General features: G+C 70.7%; 20 protein-coding genes. 4 read left to right on the top strand and 16 right to left on the bottom strand.

What is annotated here, in order from left to right:
• The 11 genes from BLR46_RS14450 to BLR46_RS14400 form a co-directional block, all read right to left on the bottom strand.
• The coding region (locus tag BLR46_RS14450; RefSeq protein WP_245701751.1) for a pilus assembly protein TadG-related protein at positions 1-289 on the bottom strand (289 nt) is incomplete at its 3' end.
• Entirely contained in the window at positions 286-735 is a 450-nt protein-coding gene (locus tag BLR46_RS14445) for a hypothetical protein (protein ID WP_143008323.1), read from the bottom strand. The genes BLR46_RS14450 and BLR46_RS14445, both read right to left, overlap by 4 nt.
• A gap of 446 nt (positions 736-1,181) precedes the next feature.
• Positions 1,182-1,784: a hypothetical protein gene (locus tag BLR46_RS14440; RefSeq protein ID WP_093253710.1), complete on the bottom strand. Its 603-nt coding sequence runs from the start codon at positions 1,782-1,784 to the stop codon at positions 1,182-1,184.
• A 12-nt stretch (positions 1,785-1,796) separates the two neighbouring features.
• Positions 1,797-2,168 (bottom strand): TadE/TadG family type IV pilus assembly protein, encoded by a 372-nt coding sequence (locus tag BLR46_RS14435; RefSeq protein WP_093253709.1) that lies wholly within the window; start codon positions 2,166-2,168, stop codon positions 1,797-1,799.
• A gap of 151 nt (positions 2,169-2,319) precedes the next feature.
• Positions 2,320-3,180 (bottom strand): MetQ/NlpA family ABC transporter substrate-binding protein, encoded by an 861-nt coding sequence (locus BLR46_RS14430; RefSeq protein WP_093253708.1) that lies wholly within the window; start codon positions 3,178-3,180, stop codon positions 2,320-2,322.
• A gap of 93 nt (positions 3,181-3,273) precedes the next feature.
• Complete coding sequence (locus tag BLR46_RS14425) at positions 3,274-3,933, bottom strand: methionine ABC transporter permease (RefSeq protein WP_093253705.1); 660 nt, start codon at positions 3,931-3,933, stop codon at positions 3,274-3,276.
• Positions 3,933-4,934 (bottom strand): methionine ABC transporter ATP-binding protein, encoded by a 1,002-nt coding sequence (locus BLR46_RS14420; RefSeq protein ID WP_093253704.1) that lies wholly within the window; start codon positions 4,932-4,934, stop codon positions 3,933-3,935. The genes BLR46_RS14425 and BLR46_RS14420 overlap by 1 nt, the downstream gene beginning before the upstream one ends.
• Before the next feature lie 91 nt (positions 4,935-5,025).
• Positions 5,026-5,571, bottom strand: coding sequence for a type II toxin-antitoxin system PemK/MazF family toxin (locus BLR46_RS14415; protein WP_245701749.1), 546 nt, complete (start codon positions 5,569-5,571; stop codon positions 5,026-5,028).
• Between the two features lie 8 nt (positions 5,572-5,579).
• The gene (locus BLR46_RS14410; RefSeq protein WP_093253701.1) at positions 5,580-6,149 is read right to left on the bottom strand and encodes a hypothetical protein; all 570 of its coding nucleotides are present in this window, start codon (positions 6,147-6,149) and stop codon (positions 5,580-5,582) included.
• Positions 6,150-6,160: 11 nt separating this feature from the next.
• Positions 6,161-7,330 carry a M20 metallopeptidase family protein gene (locus BLR46_RS14405; protein WP_093253755.1) on the bottom strand — a complete coding sequence of 390 codons (1,170 nt, stop codon included), beginning with the start codon at positions 7,328-7,330 and terminating at the stop codon, positions 6,161-6,163.
• 32 nt (positions 7,331-7,362) lie between these two features.
• Positions 7,363-8,298: a hypothetical protein gene (locus BLR46_RS14400; protein WP_093253699.1), complete on the bottom strand. Its 936-nt coding sequence runs from the start codon at positions 8,296-8,298 to the stop codon at positions 7,363-7,365.
• A gap of 105 nt (positions 8,299-8,403) precedes the next feature.
• On the opposite strand from BLR46_RS14400, the gene BLR46_RS14395 reads away from it, so the two are divergent.
• Entirely contained in the window at positions 8,404-9,495 is a 1,092-nt protein-coding gene (locus BLR46_RS14395) for a glutathione S-transferase family protein (RefSeq protein WP_093253696.1), read from the top strand.
• A gap of 45 nt (positions 9,496-9,540) precedes the next feature.
• Complete coding sequence (locus BLR46_RS14390) at positions 9,541-9,813, top strand: DUF2277 domain-containing protein (protein WP_093253694.1); 273 nt, start codon at positions 9,541-9,543, stop codon at positions 9,811-9,813.
• Between the two features lie 8 nt (positions 9,814-9,821).
• Here the strand turns inward: BLR46_RS14390 and serB are convergent, their stop codons facing one another.
• The 5 genes from serB to hutG form a co-directional block, all read right to left on the bottom strand.
• Positions 9,822-10,685, bottom strand: a complete 864-nt coding sequence (gene serB, locus BLR46_RS14385; protein WP_093253691.1) for a phosphoserine phosphatase SerB — start codon at positions 10,683-10,685, stop codon at positions 9,822-9,824.
• A gap of 17 nt (positions 10,686-10,702) precedes the next feature.
• Positions 10,703-12,088, bottom strand: coding sequence for a S1C family serine protease (locus BLR46_RS14380; RefSeq protein ID WP_093253689.1), 1,386 nt, complete (start codon positions 12,086-12,088; stop codon positions 10,703-10,705).
• A gap of 90 nt (positions 12,089-12,178) precedes the next feature.
• Entirely contained in the window at positions 12,179-13,162 is a 984-nt protein-coding gene (locus tag BLR46_RS14375) for a class I SAM-dependent methyltransferase (protein WP_093253686.1), read from the bottom strand.
• Complete coding sequence (locus tag BLR46_RS14370) at positions 13,159-13,791, bottom strand: HAD-IA family hydrolase (protein WP_093253684.1); 633 nt, start codon at positions 13,789-13,791, stop codon at positions 13,159-13,161. The genes BLR46_RS14375 and BLR46_RS14370 overlap by 4 nt, the downstream gene beginning before the upstream one ends.
• Positions 13,792-13,796: 5 nt before the next feature.
• Positions 13,797-14,738: a formimidoylglutamase gene (gene hutG, locus BLR46_RS14365; RefSeq protein ID WP_093253681.1), complete on the bottom strand. Its 942-nt coding sequence runs from the start codon at positions 14,736-14,738 to the stop codon at positions 13,797-13,799.
• A 45-nt stretch (positions 14,739-14,783) separates the two neighbouring features.
• On the opposite strand from hutG, the gene BLR46_RS14360 reads away from it, so the two are divergent.
• The gene (locus BLR46_RS14360) at positions 14,784-15,542 is read left to right on the top strand and encodes an IclR family transcriptional regulator (RefSeq protein WP_093253679.1); all 759 of its coding nucleotides are present in this window, start codon (positions 14,784-14,786) and stop codon (positions 15,540-15,542) included.
• A 108-nt stretch (positions 15,543-15,650) separates the two neighbouring features.
• The gene (gene hutU, locus BLR46_RS14355; RefSeq protein WP_093253676.1) at positions 15,651-17,321 is read left to right on the top strand and encodes a urocanate hydratase; all 1,671 of its coding nucleotides are present in this window, start codon (positions 15,651-15,653) and stop codon (positions 17,319-17,321) included.
• Positions 17,322-17,323: the final 2 nt, after the last annotated feature.

Below are 17,323 nucleotides of genomic sequence, written 5' to 3'. Positions count from 1 at the left end.
TGATCCTGGTGCCGTTGACGGTGGCTGTGGCGTGGAAGCCGGACCGTGCGGCGAAGCGCTCCGCTGCCGAGGCGGCGGCCTGTTGTGCGGGTGCGGCCCGGCCGCCTGTGAGGGTGATGCGTTGTCCGCCGGCCCGGGCTGCTTCGGCGGCCACCGCCCGGGCTTCCTGCGTGGCCCGGGCGTGGCCCGAGAAGTCCACACCGATCCCGATCGCCAGCAGGAAGCCGAGCAGCCCGACCGCGGTCCACACGGCGATCGCGCCACGCTCCCGGTGTCTGCGGCTCTTCATCGGCCGGTGGTGGTGACGACCTGCACCTCGGCGACGACCAGTTCCCGGGTGTCGCTGAGCTCCAACGGGATGACACCGGTCTCGCCGATGCCACTCCAGTTCACCGACCAGTAGCTCGTGGCGGTGATGGTGTAGCGGCCGGGCTGCTCGTAGACGTAGCCGCAATCCGGCGATGGTTCGTTGTTGGTGAAGCGCGGCCGCCACGGCGTGCCCTTCCCGCACGAGACGGTGTCGCCATTGCCCATGTCCCAAACGACGCGGTCCACCACCGCCGTGGCAGTCACCGTGTAGCCGCCCGCGCTCGCGGACGCGGTGATCGGCCCCCACGTCTGGTCAGAGGGTGAATCCGCCCACATCCACGTATTCCAACCCACATAACCCAGCGAATCGGGATCGTCTGCGACTGATTTAGGGAAGATGCCCATGGTGATGGGGTCAAGGCTCATGCTGTCTACTGCGCGCTGGGCGAGAACGGCAGGGTCCGGCAACTGCGCTGTCTCGGGGGTAGCTTGCCACCAGTCCCAAGACATGCTCCAACCGTTCATATCCCCGCGCGCGCATTCCATGATCTGACCATCTGTATTCCCCTCCCACACAGGATCGCTCATGGCGGGTTGAACGTCCTTGGGCCGCGAATAGCACTGTTTGGTAGGGTTCCATTTTCCGCCGAAGCTGATGCAACTGACGACGTCGCCGCTCGCCGTATAGCACCTCTTGTCGGTCTTAACGGGCGCTCTGGCGCCGCCCTCGCTGCCGCCTTGGACTACGCATCTGATGGCGGTTTTGATTGTGCCGAACTCGGTGACAATCTCAGAGGTGCACGAATTTGCGCGTGCATCAGGTGTTGTAGCGAGTGCCATGGCTAAGGCGAGAGACAAGGCGCTTAGGGTACCTAGCCATCGCACGAGGACACCTCTTCGATCTGCCCACTGGCGACTTTCAGAGTGTTGTTCTCTTGTAGAACCGTCAGATTGAACCGGACAAAGTGCGCCCGATCCTCAGTAAGAACAGATTCCCCCGTCGCGTCGTTGACGACATCGGAACCGCTGCTGTCGCTACAGACCTGGACCGGCAAGCCACTGGCCGATTGGGCGCCTACCTCTTGGACCTCGTAGGTCACATCGCCCACTTGCTTGAATCCCTGGGTTCCGAAGAGCTCGACCTCCTCCACCAGTTCACGCTGAATTTGGCCGGTAGTGATGTCGGCGAGCGGTTGGAAGTCTCGGCTTGGGTCTTTCCGAATCTCGTTCTTTAGCCGGAAGTACTCAAGGACAGTTTCAACCGCCGCTTCCTGCTCGGGTGACAGGGTCGAAGTCGGAGAGGGGCTCGGCTTGGGGCTCGGGCTCGGCTCGACGCTCGGGGAACTGGAAACACTCGGAACCAAGCTGGGCGACGCCGACGCTGACGCCGACGCGGACACGTCGGGCTCGGGCTGGGAGGTGCAACCCACGGCGAGGCCGAGGCTGGCGACTGCGAGGGCAACGAACTTCTTCATACGGAGGGATCCTTATGGTTGGGTGAGTCGCTCGGTGGGTGTGTCGGCGGTGACGCTGACGGTGACGGGAAACAGGGGAATGACCCCGAGGGCCCGGCCGGTGACGGTGGCCGAACTGACGCGGGGGCCGCGCCGCACGTCGGCGCGAATGGTGTCGAGGGAGCCGTTGTCGGCGGCGGCGAAGGCGACGGATCGACCGTGGGCGGCGGTCCCGTTGAACGCCGCGGCCGCGCGGGCGCCGTCCTGGGCCGCGGCCTGCGCCGTCGTCTCGGCCCAGCTGTACATGGCCCACTGCAGCGCCAGCAGGAAGATACCGAGCACGAACGGCAGCAGCAGGGTCACCTGCACGGAGCCGCTCAGCCCACGCTCACCTCGTCGTCGCACGCCCCCATTCTTAGCCGGTCGGCCGGGTCACGCCAGCACCCCGTCGGCCGCCTGTGGACAACTCGGACGAACCAGCCGAGCAAACGAAGAGGGGCCGCCGTGGCGAACCACGACGACCCCTCACAGGCCGTTACCGATCAGGCGGAACCGATCAGCCGGCGACCACGTCACCCGAGGGCCAGGTGGTCTCGATGAACTCGGCGACCTCGTCGGAGTGCAGCAGCTCGTCGAGGACCTGGACGCCCTCGTTGTCGTTGTCGGCGCGCCACGCGACGATGTTCGCGTAGGGGTTGCCCTCGACGGACTCGGAGAAGATGGCGTCCTCGGGGTTGAGGCCGGCGGTCAGGACGAAGTTCGCGTTGATTACGGCGACGTCCACGGCGGGGTCGTCGATCAGCTGGACGACGACCTCGGGCTGGGTCTCCTCGAACTGCAGGCCCTTCGGGTTCTGCTCCTCGGTCAGCTCGAGGACGGAGGACTCGAGGTCGATGTTCTCGAGCAGGCCGGCCTCCTGGAGCAGGAGCAGGCCACGGGCCTGGTTGGAGACGTCGTTGGTGATCGCGACGGTGGCGCCGTCCTCGATCTCCGCCGGGTCGCTCACCTTGCTGGAGAACAGGCGCAGCGGCTCGATGTGGACACCTTCACCGTGCTCGAACTCGTAGCCCTTCTCGGCGACCTCGGCCTCGAAGTAGGGCACGTGCTGGAAGTAGTTGGCGTCGAGTTCTCCGTCGTTGAGCGCCTGGTTGGGCAGGACGTAGTCGTCGAACTCCCGGATCTCGATGCTGATGCCGGCATCGGCGGCCAGGTTGTCGCGGACGAACTCGAGGATCTTCGCGTGCGGCACGGGGCTCGCGCCGACGATGACCTCCTGGAGCTCGCCGCCGGCCGCCGTGGTGGCGTCGTCGACGGTGGGGGAGGGCGTCTCGGCCGCGTCGCCACCGGTGCTGGAGCACGCGGTGAGAGCGAGGGTGGCGGCCAACGAGGCAGCGGCTACAGACAGAAGCTTTCGCATAGGAGGATTCCTTTGCTCGGGGCCAACAACAAGTTGGCCGTTTCTTCATTTTCGTCGGGCGGGATGCCCGACAACCCACTAGGAGTGGGAGACCTAGCGGTGGTCGACGACGCGGCTGAGGCGGTCGCCGACGAGTTGGATCAGCTGGACCAGGATGATCAGGATCACGATCGTCACGACCATCACCTCGGGGATGAAGCGCTGGTAGCCGTAGTTGTACGCGAGCCGGCCGAGGCCGCCGCCGCCGATGAGTCCGGCCATGGCGGAGTAGCCGACGATGGTGACGATGGTGGTCGTGACCGCGGCGATCAGGGTGGGCATCGCCTCGGGCAGCCACACCTTCCGGATCACCTGCATCCGCGACGAGCCCATCGCGAACGCCGCGTCGGTCTTGCCCGAGTGCACGTCGCGCAGCGCCGTCTCGACCAGCCGTGCGAAGAACGGCACCGCCGCGATGGTGAGCGACACGCTCGCCGCGATCGGCCCGATCGACGTGCCGACGAGGATCTTCGTCAGCGGGATGAGCGACACCATGAGGATCGCGTACGGGAAGGAGCGGGTGATGTTGACGAGCACGCCGAGCACCGTGTTGACGACCCGGCCGGTGAACCCGAGCGAGTTGAACGTGAACAGCGCGATGCCGAGCGGCAGCCCGAACAGCACGGTGAACACCCCGGAGATCCCCACCATCTGCAGGGTCTCCAGCAGCCCGTCCCAGATCGCGCCCCACATCTGCGGGGTGATGGCGTCCATCACGGCACCACCACCTCCTCCAGCTCCGAGGTGAGGGCCGCGTCGGCGCCCTGCTCCTTGAGCTTCTCGACGACGACCCGTGCGTCCGTGCCCTCCGGCACCGCGATCCGCAGGTGCGAGAACGTGGTCCCGGCAAGGTGCTCGACGCTGCCGGCGATGATCGCCAACTCGGCACCCACCAGCCGCGAGGTGTGCGCGACGACGGGCTGGTTCGCCTGTGCGCCGCGGCTCAGCACGTCGACCAGCGTGCCCGGCACGTCGTCCTCGTGCGGCGGGATCCCGAGCAGCATCTGGCTGAGCCGCCCGTCGAGCCGCGAGACCACCTCGGTCAGCGGTCCGGACTCGACGATGCTGCCGTGCTCCAGCAGCGACACCGAGTCGCAGATCTTCTTCACGACGTGCATCTCGTGGGTGATCACGATGGTGGCCAGGTCGGGGCGACGTAGTTTCAGGATCAGCTCGAGGATCTCGTCCGTGGTGCGGGGATCGAGGGCCGAGGTGGGCTCGTCGAACAGCAGCACGTCCGGGTCCACCGCGAGCGCCCGCGCGATGCCGACCCGCTGGCGCATGCCGCCGGAGAGCTGCGACGGGTACACCTCCGCCGCGTCCGAGAGACCCACGAGCGACAGCAACTCGCGCGCCCGCTCCATCCGCTGGGCCTTGGGCTCCCCGGCGATCTCCAGCGGGTATGCGACGTTGCTCACCACGGTGCGGGAGTCGAACAGGTTGGCGTGCTGGAACACGAGCCCGATGCGCCGCCGCGCCCTGCGCAGGTTCGCGTCGGTGGCCTTCGTCAGGTCCTGGTCCTGGATCACGATGCTGCCGCTGGTGGGGCGGTCGAGCATCGCGAGGCAGCGCACGAGCGTCGACTTGCCGGCGCCCGAGTGCCCGATGATGCCGTGGATCGTCCCCTGCGGCACGGTCAGGGAGACGCCGTCGAGCGCGCGGACGAACCGGCGCTTGGTGCGGTACTCCTTGACGAGATCCGTGACTGTGATCAAATGAGCCTCCTGGGGGACCGTCCCATTGAATCAGCCGCGAGCGGGGCCCGGAAATCCAATCTCACGGGAGTTCACCCATGGCTGAAACTTCTCAGGTATGCTTCCGCACTTCGCGCGCCACCCGCTGGAAGGTCTCCTCGTCCAGCACGGCCCCGATCCGGCGTACTGCGCTCGGGTCGATACGGATGAGCCGGTTGACCCGCACCTCCGACGGCCGCCGCCGGTTGTCCCAGTCGCCCGCGCCGATGTCCTCCCAGAACCGCCCCTCCCGCGCCTCCGCGACGGCATCGCGGTCGTGGTCCTGGCTGGTGACCTGCAGCCCGAGCAGCCACGGGTCGTCGCGTCCGATGAGCAAGACCGGGCGGTCCTTGCCCTTCGTGACGTCCTCCTCGTACGGCACCCAGGTCCACACGATCTCGCCCGGGTCGGGCAGCCCGTCGGGGTGGGGGTCGTAGACGGGGTCGACGGCACCAGAGAAGTCGCCCGGGTAGTTGACGCTCTGCGACGGCGGGACCGGCTGCTGGTAGCGGCGGCCCTTCGGCTCCTCCAACCCCGACGGGCGACGCTTCGTCGCCTGCCTGCCCGCCTCGCGGATGCCCTCGACGACGAGGCGCTTCATCAGCCGTTGCCAGTTCACGGGTACTCCTAGCGGTAGCGCGGCAGCCGGCCGTAGACGACGGCGGTGGGCCGGCGGTAGCGCGGCTCGGACCGCGACCGCACGTCGTCCCATTCACGGAAATAGCGGCCCACCGGCGGCGTGAACAGCAGCGCCAGCCCCAACACCACGAGCCCGAGCGCGATCAGCGCCCAGAGGTTGACGAGCCCCGCCAGTAGCCCGGTCAGCGCCAGCGCGACCAGCCCGCCCCAGCGCGTCCAGCGCTCCCCGTTCCAGGCGTGGAAGCCGACGACGCCGGCCGCGGCCCCGGTGAGCCCGACGAGGCCTGCGTAGACGAACTCCAGGAACAGCGACACCCACTTCCCCGGCTCCGGCTCCAGCCACACGGTCAGGTGCGCGCTGCCCGGGTACGTCTCCGAGTAGGCCGCCCGGAACCAGTGCCAGCCGTAGCTGAACGCCACCGCAGCCACCGCCAGGTACAGCACCACGGCCGCGACGGCAACCGCCGCCGGACGCCGCGGCTCGCCCGTGCGCGGGCTCAGCGGCGTCTCGTTCTTCAGCTCCGCCAGCGGCGGCAGCGTGGCGATCTCCTTCGGCATCGTCGCCAAACCTACCCCGCGAGCTTGCGGAGCGTGAGCTCGGTGAACACCCGGACGCCGTCCTCGAGGACCGCGTCGTCGAAGACCGCATAGGCGGAGTGGTTGAACGGCACGGTGGCCGGGTCGGCGTCGGGCGGGCAGGCGCTCAGCCCGAAGAAGCAGCCCGGCACCTCCTGCAGCACCCGCGAGAAGTCCTCCGAGCTGGTCAGCGAGTTCTCCCACCTCACGTGCCGCTCGTCGCCGAACAGCTCCGAGACCATCGCGCCGACGAAGTCCGCCTCGGCGTGGTCGTTGACGGTGGGCGGGTACGACTGCGGGTTGGTGAGCTCGCACTCGACGCCGTGGGCGTCGGCGATGCCGCGGGCCAGCCGCTCGAGGCGGGCGATGACCTTCTCGCGCGACTCGGGCGAGAACGTGCGGATCGACGCGTCCAGCTCCGCGTACTCCGGGATGACGTTCGCGGCCGTCCCGGCCGACAGGCGGCCGATCGTCACCACGACGGGCTCGAACGCGTCGAACTGGCGGGTGACCATCGCGTGCGACGCCGTGACCAGCTCGGCGATCGGGGGCACGGGGTCGACGGCGGTGTGAGGCACGGACCCATGGCCGCCCTTGCCGACGTAGCGCACCCGCACCACATCGTGGGAGGCCATCGTCGTGCCCGGCTTCGTGGTGAACGTGCCGTGGGGCTCCATCCCCGCCCAGACGTGGATCGCGTAGGCGGCGTCGGGCCGGGCGCCGGCCGCGTCGAGGACGCCCTCGTCGAGCATGTAGCTCGCCCCGTCGACCATCTCCTCGCCCGGCTGGAACATGAAGACGACGTCGCCGGCGAGCTCGTCGCGGCGGGCGCTCAGCTCGCGCGCGGCGCCGATGAGCATGGTCATGTGCAGGTCGTGGCCGCACGCGTGCATGTTGCCGTTGGTGGAGGCGAAGTCGAGGCCGGTGGCCTCCTGCACGGGCAGCGCATCCATGTCGCCGCGCAGCAGCACGACGGGGCGCTTCCCGTCAGTGGCCCTCCCGCCGCGCAGCACCGCGACGACGCTCGACAGCGACTTGCCGAGCGTGATCTCCAGCGGAAGCCCCTCCAGGGCCTCCAGCACGAGCGCTTGGGTCTGCGGCAGGTGCAGCCCGACCTCGGGGATCCGGTGGAACTGGCGACGAAGCTCGACGAGCTCGGACATGGTGCAAACCTCCTGGACGAACAGGACCAACCCTACCGGGGCGCCTGGATCCGCTCCCTGGCCGCGACCAGCGTGAACCACACCGGGATCCCGAACATCGTGCCCGTCCACGTCGCCAGCGGGTACCAGAGCACGAGGGCGACGAGCAGCAGCGCCACCACCAGCGCGGGCACGTACGAGAGCCGACGGCCGAGCCCGCGCCACCGTCGCACGAACACCAGCACCGCGAACGCCACGACGAGCCCGACCAGGGCCAGCCCGGTGCCCTCGCCGCCGTCGCCGAGACCCGGGTCGATCCAGCCGAGGACCCGGTCGTAGGCGGGGCGCGACCAGCGCGTGAGCAGGAAGTCGAGGCCGGTGAACGGCAGCGCCGCGAGCATCCCGGCCGTCACGCCGAGCAGCACCGACGCCAGGTCCGCGGCTCCCTTGGTGGGCGGCCGGTCGTGCGGCAACCAGCGCTCGACCGCCACGGTCGCCGCCAACCCCAGAAGGTAGGCGCCCAGCAGCCAACCCGCGGTGTCGGCGATCGCCTCGATGTCGCGGCCCCGGAAATGGATCGGGCGCAGCACGACGACCGCGAGGGCCAGCCAGTGCGCCAGGAGCCGGCTGGGCAGCCGACGTCTCCCCGGCACGAGCCACCAGCCGGCCACGTCGGCGCCCGTCGCGACCAGCGTGAACAGCCCCGCCCACAGCAGCAGCGCCTCCACCGGTGGGATCGCGAAGTCGCTGAGCGTGGGCCGTTCGCCCGAGGCGAGGATGCCGCTCCACCAGGCGGCCACCAGCAGCAGCCCGACCACCGACGGGAACCGCGTCACGAGGCGTCGCACGATCGCGCCGTACGGCGGGCGCCGCTGCAGCCTGGGCACCGGCGACGGGGGCACCGGCGGCATCTCGCGGGTCAGCTCCACAGGCGGGACGACCGGGATGCGCTCGGTGGGAATGTGGTCCTGGTCCCAGCGATCAGTCATATGGCGTTCCTCCCGGCGCGGAATTCGAGCGTACCCTTGTCACCACGCAGAGGACGGTGAACCACGCACCGCCCGGCCGACGACCAACACGGGAGGATCGTCCTGATGTCCAACCTTTCGAGCGACCTGGAAGCCGACGTCCTCAGCCGCCCGGCCTGCGTGGAGACGGGCAAGATCCCCGAGACGCAGGCCGAGCAGACGCCTGACGGCGGCTTCCGCCGCCAGCGCAACCACTTCACCCGCCGCTTCGGCGATGCGCCGGGCCAGGCCGAGCCCGAGCTCGGGCGCTACCTGCTGCTCGGCAGCACCGCCTGCGGCTGGAACCGCCGCCAGCAGATCGTGCTCCGGCTCCTCGGGCTGAGCGAGGCCGTGCCGTTCGTCCTCCTGACCGGGCGCGACGAGAAGGGCTGGCGCATCGCGCCCAGCGGCAACGATCTGGCCGACCGCTTCGGCACCGACCTGCTCAACGACTTCTACCGCCGCACCGACCCCGACTTCGTGGGTCGCGGCACGTCGCCGACGGTGCTGGACGCCGAGACCGGGCTCGTGGTGACGAACAACTACCACCTGATGAGCATCGACTGGGAGACCGCCTGGAAGCCGTTCCACGCCGACGGCGCCCCCGACCTGTACCCCGAGGAACTCCGCCCCGAGATCGATCTGCTCAACCAGCAGCTCTTCGACGACGTCAACAACGGCACCTACAAGGTCCTCTTCGCCACCAGCGAGGGCGCCGCCCGGGCCGCCAAGACGATCTTCGAGGCGCGACTCGCGGACTACGACTTCCGCCTCGCCTCCCGCCGCTACCTCTTCGGCGACCGCCTCACCGACTCCGACGTGCGGCTGTTCATCACCCTCTCGTCCTACGAGCGCGGCTACCGGCCGGGCATCGCGAAGATCTTCGGCGAGGAGCACACCAAGCGCGTGCAGGACTACCCGAACCTGTGGGCCTACGCCCGCGACTTGTTCGCGCAGGGATTCGTCGACGACCGCGAGCTGTACTTCCTCGGGCTCATCCCCGGACCGTCGGGCACCTACATCGACGGCAGCCTCGTCGTGAACGACCCCGACCTGCCGCCGCCGGCCGAGTCGCTCGCCGCCTGGCAGGAACCGGCGGGGCGGAAGCACCTCACCGGGTCCCCGCTGTACACGGGTCCCGGTGGCGGCGGCTCCCACGAGCTCTGGCGCTTCGGCTGACCGCAGCCCTGTTCCCGGCGCATGCGCCCGTGCGACCATGGGCGCATGTGCCGAAACATCAGACCCCTGCACAACTTCGAGCCCCACGCCACCACTGACGAGGTGCAGGCGGCGGCGCTGCAGTACGTCCGCAAGGTCAGCGGGATGAACAAGCCGTCGGCGGCCAACCAGGAAGCCTTCGACCGTGCCGTGGCCGAGATCGCGCACGCCACCATGCACCTGCTCGACGACCTCGTCACCAACGCGCCGCCCAAGGACCGTGAGGTGGAGGCGGCGAAGGCCAGGGCCCGCAGCGCGAAGCGGTTCGCGACCGCCTGAGCCGGGGCTTACGCCTGCGGGAAGGCGAACGCCGCGACGGCGTCCAGCCGCTTGAACGGGATCGCGACGTCGGCCTGCAGCGCCGCCACCGGCTTCGCGCAGTACGCGACGCCGAGCGCCGCCGTCGCCAGCATCTTGAGGTCGTTCGCGCCGTCACCGACCGCCACCGTGTGCGTCATCGGCACACCCTGCCGGAACGCGAAGGCGCGCAGGTCCAGCGACTTCTGCAGCTTGTCCACGACCTTCCCGATCACGTTGCCCGTGAGGAACTCGCCGCCGCCGTGGCTCACGATCTCCAACTGGTTGGCGTGCATGAAGTCGAGCCCCAGCTCCTCGGCGAGCGGCCCCACCAGGTGCGTGAACCCGCCCGACGTGACCCCCACCTTCGCGCCCCGCTCCTTGGCGGACGCGATCAGCTCGTGCGCGCCCGGGCTGAGCGTCATCCGCGGGTAGACCTCCTCGAACACCGACGTGGGGAGGCCCTTCAGGGTGGCGACGCGGCGGCGCAGCGACTGCTCGAAGTCGATCTCCCCCCGCATCGCGGCCTCGGTGATCGCGGCGACCTCGTCGCCCGCGCCCGCGTACTCGGCCAGCAGGTCCACAGCCTCCGTGGTCGTGAGGGTGGAGTCGACGTCGCACAGGATCAGCCGCGCGTCCTCCGTCGCGAGCGCCCCGTCGATCACGGCGACGGCGACCCCGTCCGCCGCCGCGGCCAGTTCGGCGCGGAGTCGTTCGGGGTCGTCGTGCTCGGTGAAGGCGTGGACCGCGTGGCCGAACGTCGTCTCGGTCTTCACGATGCGCTCGGGGTCCGCGAGTCCGACCAGGGCGTCGGAGAGCGGGTCGGTCGAGGCGAACGTCACGCGGATGGGCATTGCCTCAGCCTAGCGACCTACTCGCTTGCCGCAACGGGTGTGACCTCCACCGTGGATTCCTCACCGCCCCGCACGTAGGTCACGGTGATCGGCTCACCCACCTTCTGGGCCCGGACCAGGCCGACGAGCTGGCTCGTCGAGGACACCGTGCGGTCGTTGATGGCCGTGATCACGTCACCGGGCTGGAGGCCGCCCTCGGCGGCGGGGGAACCTGGGACGACGGTGACGACCTCGGCGCCCATGGTGCCCACCTCCTGCACGTCGCGGGCGGTGACGCCCACCTGCGGGTGCTGCGCGGTGCCGTCCTCGAGGAGCTGCTCGGCGACGTGCTGGGCCTGGTCGGAGCCGATGGCGAAGCCGATGCCGATGTTGCCGGCCTGGCCGCCCGACGAGGAGCCCGGCAGCGACGCGATCGACGTCGTGATGCCCACGAGCTCGCCCGAGCTGTTGACCAGCGCGCCGCCGGAGTTGCCCGGGTTGATGGCCGCGTTGGTCTGGATGGCGGCGGTGACGACCGTGTCGCGGTTGGACGCGCCGACGGCCTGGGTGGTGACGGGCCGGTCGAGCGCGGAGACGATGCCCGTGGTGACGGTGCCGGACAGGCCCAGCGGGTTGCCGATCGCCATCACCGGGTCGCCGACCACGAGGGCGTTGGAGTCGCCGATCGCGATCGGGGTGAGGTCCTCGGGCGGGTCGGTGAGGCGGATGACCGCGAGGTCCGTCGCCGGGTCGGTGCCGACCAGCTCGGCCTGGAACGACTCGTCGCCGAGGGTGACGAGGATCTGCCGTGCCCCGTTGACCACGTGGTTGTTCGTGATGATGTTGCCGTCGGTGTCGATGACGACGCCCGAGCCCTGGCCGCCGCCCTGCGCGGTAGCCACCTGGATCGCCACGACCGACTTGCTGGCCACGTCGGCGACCGTGGCCCAGTCAGGCGCGTTCGGGTCGGCCTGGACGACCGTGGTGGTGCCGGTGCCCTGCTCCTCCTGCGTGCTCGTGACCGCAGGCTCGGACGTGTTCCAGTACCGGTCCGCGACGATGCCGGAGCCCGCCCCGACGCCGGCGGCCAGCAGCGCGACACCGACGAAGCCGGCGGCGAGCTTGCCGCTGCCCTTCTTCTGCGGGGACCGGCTGGGTTGCGGCTGGGGCCCGTAGGACTGCTGCATGGGCGGGCGGTAGCCGCCGCCCATGGAGGGCTGGCCCTGCCACGGCTGGGAGGTCGGCCTCGTCTGGAACTCCGGGCGAGGGTACGACGCTCCGGCCTGCTGCCCCTGCGGGTACTGCGGACCCTGCTGGAACTGCGGCCGCTCCTGGTACCGCGGCGCGTTCGCCGAGGGCTGGCCCTGCGGGCCGGTGTCGGCGCGGCGGTGGTCGTCGTTCCAGGGGTTTGGGGTGTCGCTCATCGGTTCTCCTTCAAGCTCGTTGACCCCAGTGTTCCAACCGAATCTATGAGCTTTCTGTGAGGTTTCTGTGCAGTTCCGAGGCGTTCCCGATCACGGCGCCGTCGCGACGGCCACGGTGTAGTGGGGGTTCTGCGCCGCCACCCTGGTACGCCCGAGGCGCATGTTCAGCTCACGGCGCCACGGGAGGTGGGAGTTGTACACGCACCACAGCTGGCCGCCCGGCCGCAGGAGGCGACGGGCATCGTCGAAGAGTTCGAGCGCCGCGTCGGAGTCCTTGGCCGTGCCGCGGTGGAACGGCGGGTTGGTGACGATCGCGTCGAAGCTGTGCTCGGGGAGCTCGGTGGTGCCGTCGGCCCAGAAGGTGTCGACCTCCAGGCCGCTCTCCGCGGCGCCGATCTGGGTGGCGGCCACGCCGGACCAGCTCACGTCGAGCGCGGACACCCGCTTCCCGCGCGCCGCGAGCCAGAGCGAGATCGTGCCGTTGCCGCAGCCGAAGTCGAGCACATCGTCGCCCTCGACCTGCAGCGTGTCGAGCAGCAGCCTCGTGCCCGGGTCGATCTTCGTGCCGCCGAAGGTGGCGCCGTGCGCCGCCACGGTGAAGCCGAGGTCATCGTAGCGCTTGAGCTTGGGCCACTCGTTGGCCGCCTCCTCCACCGGGCCCCAGGCGCGCAGCACGCGCGACTTGCTGCGGCCGAGGCTCGCGTTGACGGCGGTGAAGTACTTCGCCAGCACGCTGTTCATCGACTTGTTCATGTGCTTGTCGCGGCCGCCGCCGAGGAACATCAGGTCGTCCGCGCCGAGCGAGGAGACCGCCATCTCGTCGAGCGCGCCCAGCGACTTCGGCAGCCGGGCCACGGCCACCGATGCCCCACCCAGCTCGTCGGGGTGCTCGGCGAGGAGTTCCTCGGGCACCTCGAGCGCGTCGCGCAGGTCGTCGCAGAAGACGCGCACCTCGGCGCCGCGGTCGAGCAGTTCGGGCACGACGGCGGGGGCGTCGAACACTGCGACCGTGCCGGGCGCGGCGGGCACCTCCTCGAGCAGGAGTCGGTCGACGGGATCGGGTTCGAGGCTCACGGGGTTCCTAGCTGCAGAAGGGGGCGGAGTTCGTCGAGCGTGGCGACGATGTGGGTGGCGACGTCGGTGGGCGCGGCGTGCGGGGACGTGAGCATGGCGGCGTCCATGCCCGCGGCGCAGGCCGCCTCGGCGTCGATCGCGCGGTCACCGATGCCGAGGCAGTCGGCGGGGGCGAGACCGTGGCGGCCGAGGAGGACGGTGTACATCGTCGGGTCCGGCTTGCGGGGGTACCCGTCGGAGGTGGAGACGAGGTCGTCGATCTCGAGGCCGAGGCCCTCGACGAGGCTCTCGGCGCTGCCGCGTTCCCGGTGGGTGACGACGAGGTTGAGCCCGCCGGCGGCGCGTACGTCGGCCATCAGCTCGCGCGCGCCCGGCATCACGGGGGCCGGCTGGGTCCGCCACCGCTCCTTCAGCGCACGGTTGGCCCGCGCGAACTCGTCGGTCGGGATACCGAACCGCGCGGACAGCGCGTCGATCGCCTCCCCAGTGGATTGCCGCGTCCAGCGCGAGACGGTCGCCGCGTCGACGTCGTGGCCGTGGCCGCGGATGACGCGCACGAACTCGGCATCCAGCGCGGGGTAGGTGTCCACCAGGGTGCCGCCCATGTCCCAGAAGAGGTGCCGATACATGGCGATCAGCCTACTGGCGACCGGCGCGCGGCCGCCGCGACCGCGTCGGCCACCAGGCGGGCGCCGATGCGGGCGGTGCGGTCGTCGACGTCGAGGCGCGGGTTGAGCTCGACGACGTCCATCAGCCGGAGTTTCCCCGTCCCGGCCGCGGCCCGCACGGCGGCGACGACCAGGCACGGGTCCAGTCCCAGCGCCGCGGGCGCCGAGACGCCGGGCGCCACCGAAGCGGGGAGGACGTCGAGGTCCACCGTCAGGTAGAGCAGGTCCAGCCCGGCCGCGAAGTTGGCGACGAAGTCGGCCACCCGCTCGGCGGAGCAGTCCACGTCGAGCAGGTAGTCGACGCCCAGCGAGTCGGCGCGCTCGAAGAGGGCCCGGGTGTTCGAGTGCTCGGAGATGCCCACGACGCCGTAGCAGAACGGCAGTCCCGCCGCCTCGCGAGCGCGCGCCATCTGCAGGAAGGGGGTGCCGGAGCTCGGGCGGTCGGCGTCGCGCAGGTCGAAGTGGGCGTCGAGGTTGAGCACCCCACACCGTCGGACGGGATCCGTCGAGGCAGCGAGGCCGAGGTAGGAACCCCACGCCGTCTCGTGACCGCCGCCGAGGACGACGGTGAGCGCGTTGCCGTCGCGGTCGAGTGCTTGAGCGATGCGTTCGCCGAGCGCTACCTGCCCGCCCTCGAGGTCCTCCCCTTCGACGACGACGTCGCCCAGGTCGTGGACGGCGACGGTCCCGTCGCCCAGATCGCCGTGCAGGGCCATCGACGACAGCGCCCGGCGCAGCGCCGCCGGGCCCTCCGCGGCGCCGACGCGCCCCTCGTTGCGGCGCACCCCCTCGTCCGAGGCGAACCCGAGCAGGGCGATGTGCCTGCCCGCGGGCTCGTCGGCGCGCACCAACTGGTGCCAGCGCGCGTGCTCGGGTCCGTCGCCGTCGATCCGTCCGGTCCAGGTCATGGGGCAATCCTTCCATTCGGCTCCGACAGCGTAGATTCGGCTCGCATGAGGGACAAGAGCAAGGTGCCGGCCGCCGACGCGACCCTCGCCGTCCTCAGCTTCCTGGCCCGGCAGGCGCGCCCGGCGCCCGCGGCACGGATCGCGGCCGCGGCCGGGCTGCCCCGCTCCACCACCTACGACCTGCTGTCCGTCCTCGTCGAGCGCGGCTTCGCCATCCACTACGAGCAGGACCGCGCGTACGGGTTGGGGGCCGCCGCCTACGAGCTCTCGTCCGGCTACGCCCGCCAGGCGCCGCTCGCGATCCTCGGCCGCAGGGTCGCGGAGTCACTGGTGGCGGAACTGGGGGAGTCCGTGCACGTCGCCGTCCTGCACGGCCGGGACGTCCTCTACGTCGTCGAGTCCCGGGCGGCGGGTCGCCCCTCCCTCGTCACCGACGTGGGCGTCCGGCTCCCGGCCCACCTCACCGCGAGCGGACGGGCGATGCTCGCCGCACTCCCGGCCGCCCAACTCCGGGCGCTGTACGCGGGCGTCCGCGAGCTCGAGGTGCGGCCCGGCTGGGACTCCTCACTCGGCTACTCGGTCGCCCGGGTGATGGCCGAGGCGAAGGAGACCCGCGCGCGCGGGCATGCCGTCGAGGACGGAGAGGTGACCCCCGGCCTGCGGTCGATAGCCCTTGCCGCACACGACCGGGCCGGCTGGCCCGTCGCCGCCATCGCCGTGACCTACCCGTCAGACGTCGAGCTGGTCGACGGGCTCGATGCGCTCCGCCGGGCTGCCGAGCGACTGGGTGCCGCGCTCGCCTGAGCGTGTCCGGGATACCGGACAGTATTTGCGCCCGTCGCCGCCTGCCGAGCCGCTTCCGCTGGCCCGCGGGCGGGCGCTGTGGTGGGCTGTGGCCGAGAGGAGACGACGATGACACGAACCGTCCGCGCCCCCCGGGGAACCGAGCTCAACGCCCGGTCCTGGGCCACCGAGGCGCCCCTGCGCATGTTGATGAACAACCTCGACCCGGAGGTCGCGGAGCGCCCGGAGGACCTCGTCGTCTACGGCGGCACCGGGCGTGCCTGTCGCAGCTGGGAGGCGTTCGACGCCATCGTCGCCACCTTGAAGGAACTCGGCGACGACGAGACCCTCCTCGTCCAGTCGGGCAAGCCGGTCGGCGTCGTCCGTACCAACAAGTGGGCCCCGCGGGTGCTCATCGCCAACTCCAACCTCGTCGGCGACTGGGCCAACTGGGAGCACTTCCGCAAGCTGGAGGCCGAGGGCCTCATGATGTACGGCCAGATGACGGCCGGCTCCTGGATCTACATCGCCACCCAGGGGATCCTGCAGGGCACCTACGAGACGTTCGCCGCGGTCGGCCGCAAGACCGCCGCTGGCACTCTGGCGGGCACCATCACGCTCACCGCCGGGTGCGGCGGCATGGGCGGCGCGCAGCCGCTGGCCGTCACCCTCAACGGCGGCGTCGTCATCATCGTCGACGTGGACCGGACCCGCCTCGAGCGGCGCCTCGCCAAGCGCTACCTCGGCGAGATCGCCGACAGCCTCGACGCGGCCGTGGCCCGCGCGAACGCCGCCCGGGACGCCGGCGAGGCCGTCTCCATCGGCGTCGTCGGCAACGCCGCCGAGGTGTTCCCCGAGATGCTCCGACGCCACCGCGCCGGCGAGGTGCGCGTCGACGTCGTCACCGACCAGACCTCCGCCCACGACCCGCTGAGCTACCTCCCCGTCGGGACCAGCGTCGAGGACTGGCACGCCGAGGCGGCCCGAGACCCCGAGGGCTTCACCGCGCGGGCGCGGGAGTCGATGGCGGCGCACGTCCGAGCGATGGTGGAGTTCCAGGACGAGGGCGCCGAGGTCTTCGACTACGGCAACTCCATCCGCGACGAGGCCCGCAAGGGCGGTTACGACCGCGCCTTCGAGTTCCCCGGGTTCGTGCCCGCCTACATCCGCCCGCTGTTCTGCGAGGGCCTCGGCCCCTTCCGCTGGGTGGCGCTCTCCGGCGACCCCGAGGACATCCGCGTCACCGACCGGGCGCTCAAGGAACTGTTCCCCGACAACGAACACCTCCACCGCTGGCTCGACGCCGCGGAGGAGTTCGTCGAGTTCGAGGGGCTGCCCGCCCGCATCTGCTGGCTCGGCTACGGCGAACGCCACCGCGCCGGGCTCCTGTTCAACCAGCTCGTCGCCGACGGGCGCGTCAAGGCCCCCATCGTGATCGGCCGCGACCACCTCGACTCCGGCTCCGTCGCCTCCCCGTACCGGGAGACCGAGGGCATGCTCGACGGCTCCGACGCGGTGGCCGACTGGCCCCTGCTCAACGCGCTCACCGCCGCCAGCTCCGGCGCCACCTGGGTCTCCATCCACCACGGCGGCGGCGTCGGCATGGGCCGCTCGATCCACGCCGGCCAGGTGGGGCTCGCCGACGGCACCGAACTGGCGGCGGCGAAGCTCGAGGCGCTGCTCACCAACGACCCGGCCCTCGGCGTCATGCGCCACGCCGACGCCGGTTACCGGCGCGCGGTGGAGGTGGCGGGGGAGCGCGGCGTGCGGATCCCCATGGACCCGCGGATCCGGGACTGACC

Source organism: Tessaracoccus oleiagri (genome assembly GCF_900103275.1).
GTDB classification, from domain to species: domain Bacteria; phylum Actinomycetota; class Actinomycetes; order Propionibacteriales; family Propionibacteriaceae; genus Arachnia; species Arachnia oleiagri.
The sequence above is the reverse complement of the archived record's forward strand: the minus strand, read 5'-3'. Positions and strand labels throughout refer to the sequence as shown.

Coding starts and splice junctions, on each gene's coding strand:
- BLR46_RS14380 (WP_093253689.1), bottom strand. CDS start 12,088: ATGAGCGACACCCCAAACCCCTGGAACGACGACCACCGCCGCGCCGAC.
- hutU (WP_093253676.1), top strand. CDS start 15,651: ATGACACGAACCGTCCGCGCCCCCCGGGGAACCGAGCTCAACGCCCGG.
- BLR46_RS14430 (WP_093253708.1), bottom strand. CDS start 3,180: ATGCGAAAGCTTCTGTCTGTAGCCGCTGCCTCGTTGGCCGCCACCCTC.
- serB (WP_093253691.1), bottom strand. CDS start 10,685: ATGCCCATCCGCGTGACGTTCGCCTCGACCGACCCGCTCTCCGACGCC.
- hutG (WP_093253681.1), bottom strand. CDS start 14,738: ATGACCTGGACCGGACGGATCGACGGCGACGGACCCGAGCACGCGCGC.
- BLR46_RS14395 (WP_093253696.1), top strand. CDS start 8,404: ATGTCCAACCTTTCGAGCGACCTGGAAGCCGACGTCCTCAGCCGCCCG.
- BLR46_RS14360 (WP_093253679.1), top strand. CDS start 14,784: ATGAGGGACAAGAGCAAGGTGCCGGCCGCCGACGCGACCCTCGCCGTC.
- BLR46_RS14405 (WP_093253755.1), bottom strand. CDS start 7,330: ATGTCCGAGCTCGTCGAGCTTCGTCGCCAGTTCCACCGGATCCCCGAG.
- BLR46_RS14440 (WP_093253710.1), bottom strand. CDS start 1,784: ATGAAGAAGTTCGTTGCCCTCGCAGTCGCCAGCCTCGGCCTCGCCGTG.
- BLR46_RS14445 (WP_143008323.1), bottom strand. CDS start 735: ATGAGCCTTGACCCCATCACCATGGGCATCTTCCCTAAATCAGTCGCA.
- BLR46_RS14370 (WP_093253684.1), bottom strand. CDS start 13,791: ATGTATCGGCACCTCTTCTGGGACATGGGCGGCACCCTGGTGGACACC.
- BLR46_RS14410 (WP_093253701.1), bottom strand. CDS start 6,149: ATGCCGAAGGAGATCGCCACGCTGCCGCCGCTGGCGGAGCTGAAGAAC.
- BLR46_RS14425 (WP_093253705.1), bottom strand. CDS start 3,933: ATGGACGCCATCACCCCGCAGATGTGGGGCGCGATCTGGGACGGGCTG.
- BLR46_RS14400 (WP_093253699.1), bottom strand. CDS start 8,298: ATGACTGATCGCTGGGACCAGGACCACATTCCCACCGAGCGCATCCCG.
- BLR46_RS14390 (WP_093253694.1), top strand. CDS start 9,541: ATGTGCCGAAACATCAGACCCCTGCACAACTTCGAGCCCCACGCCACC.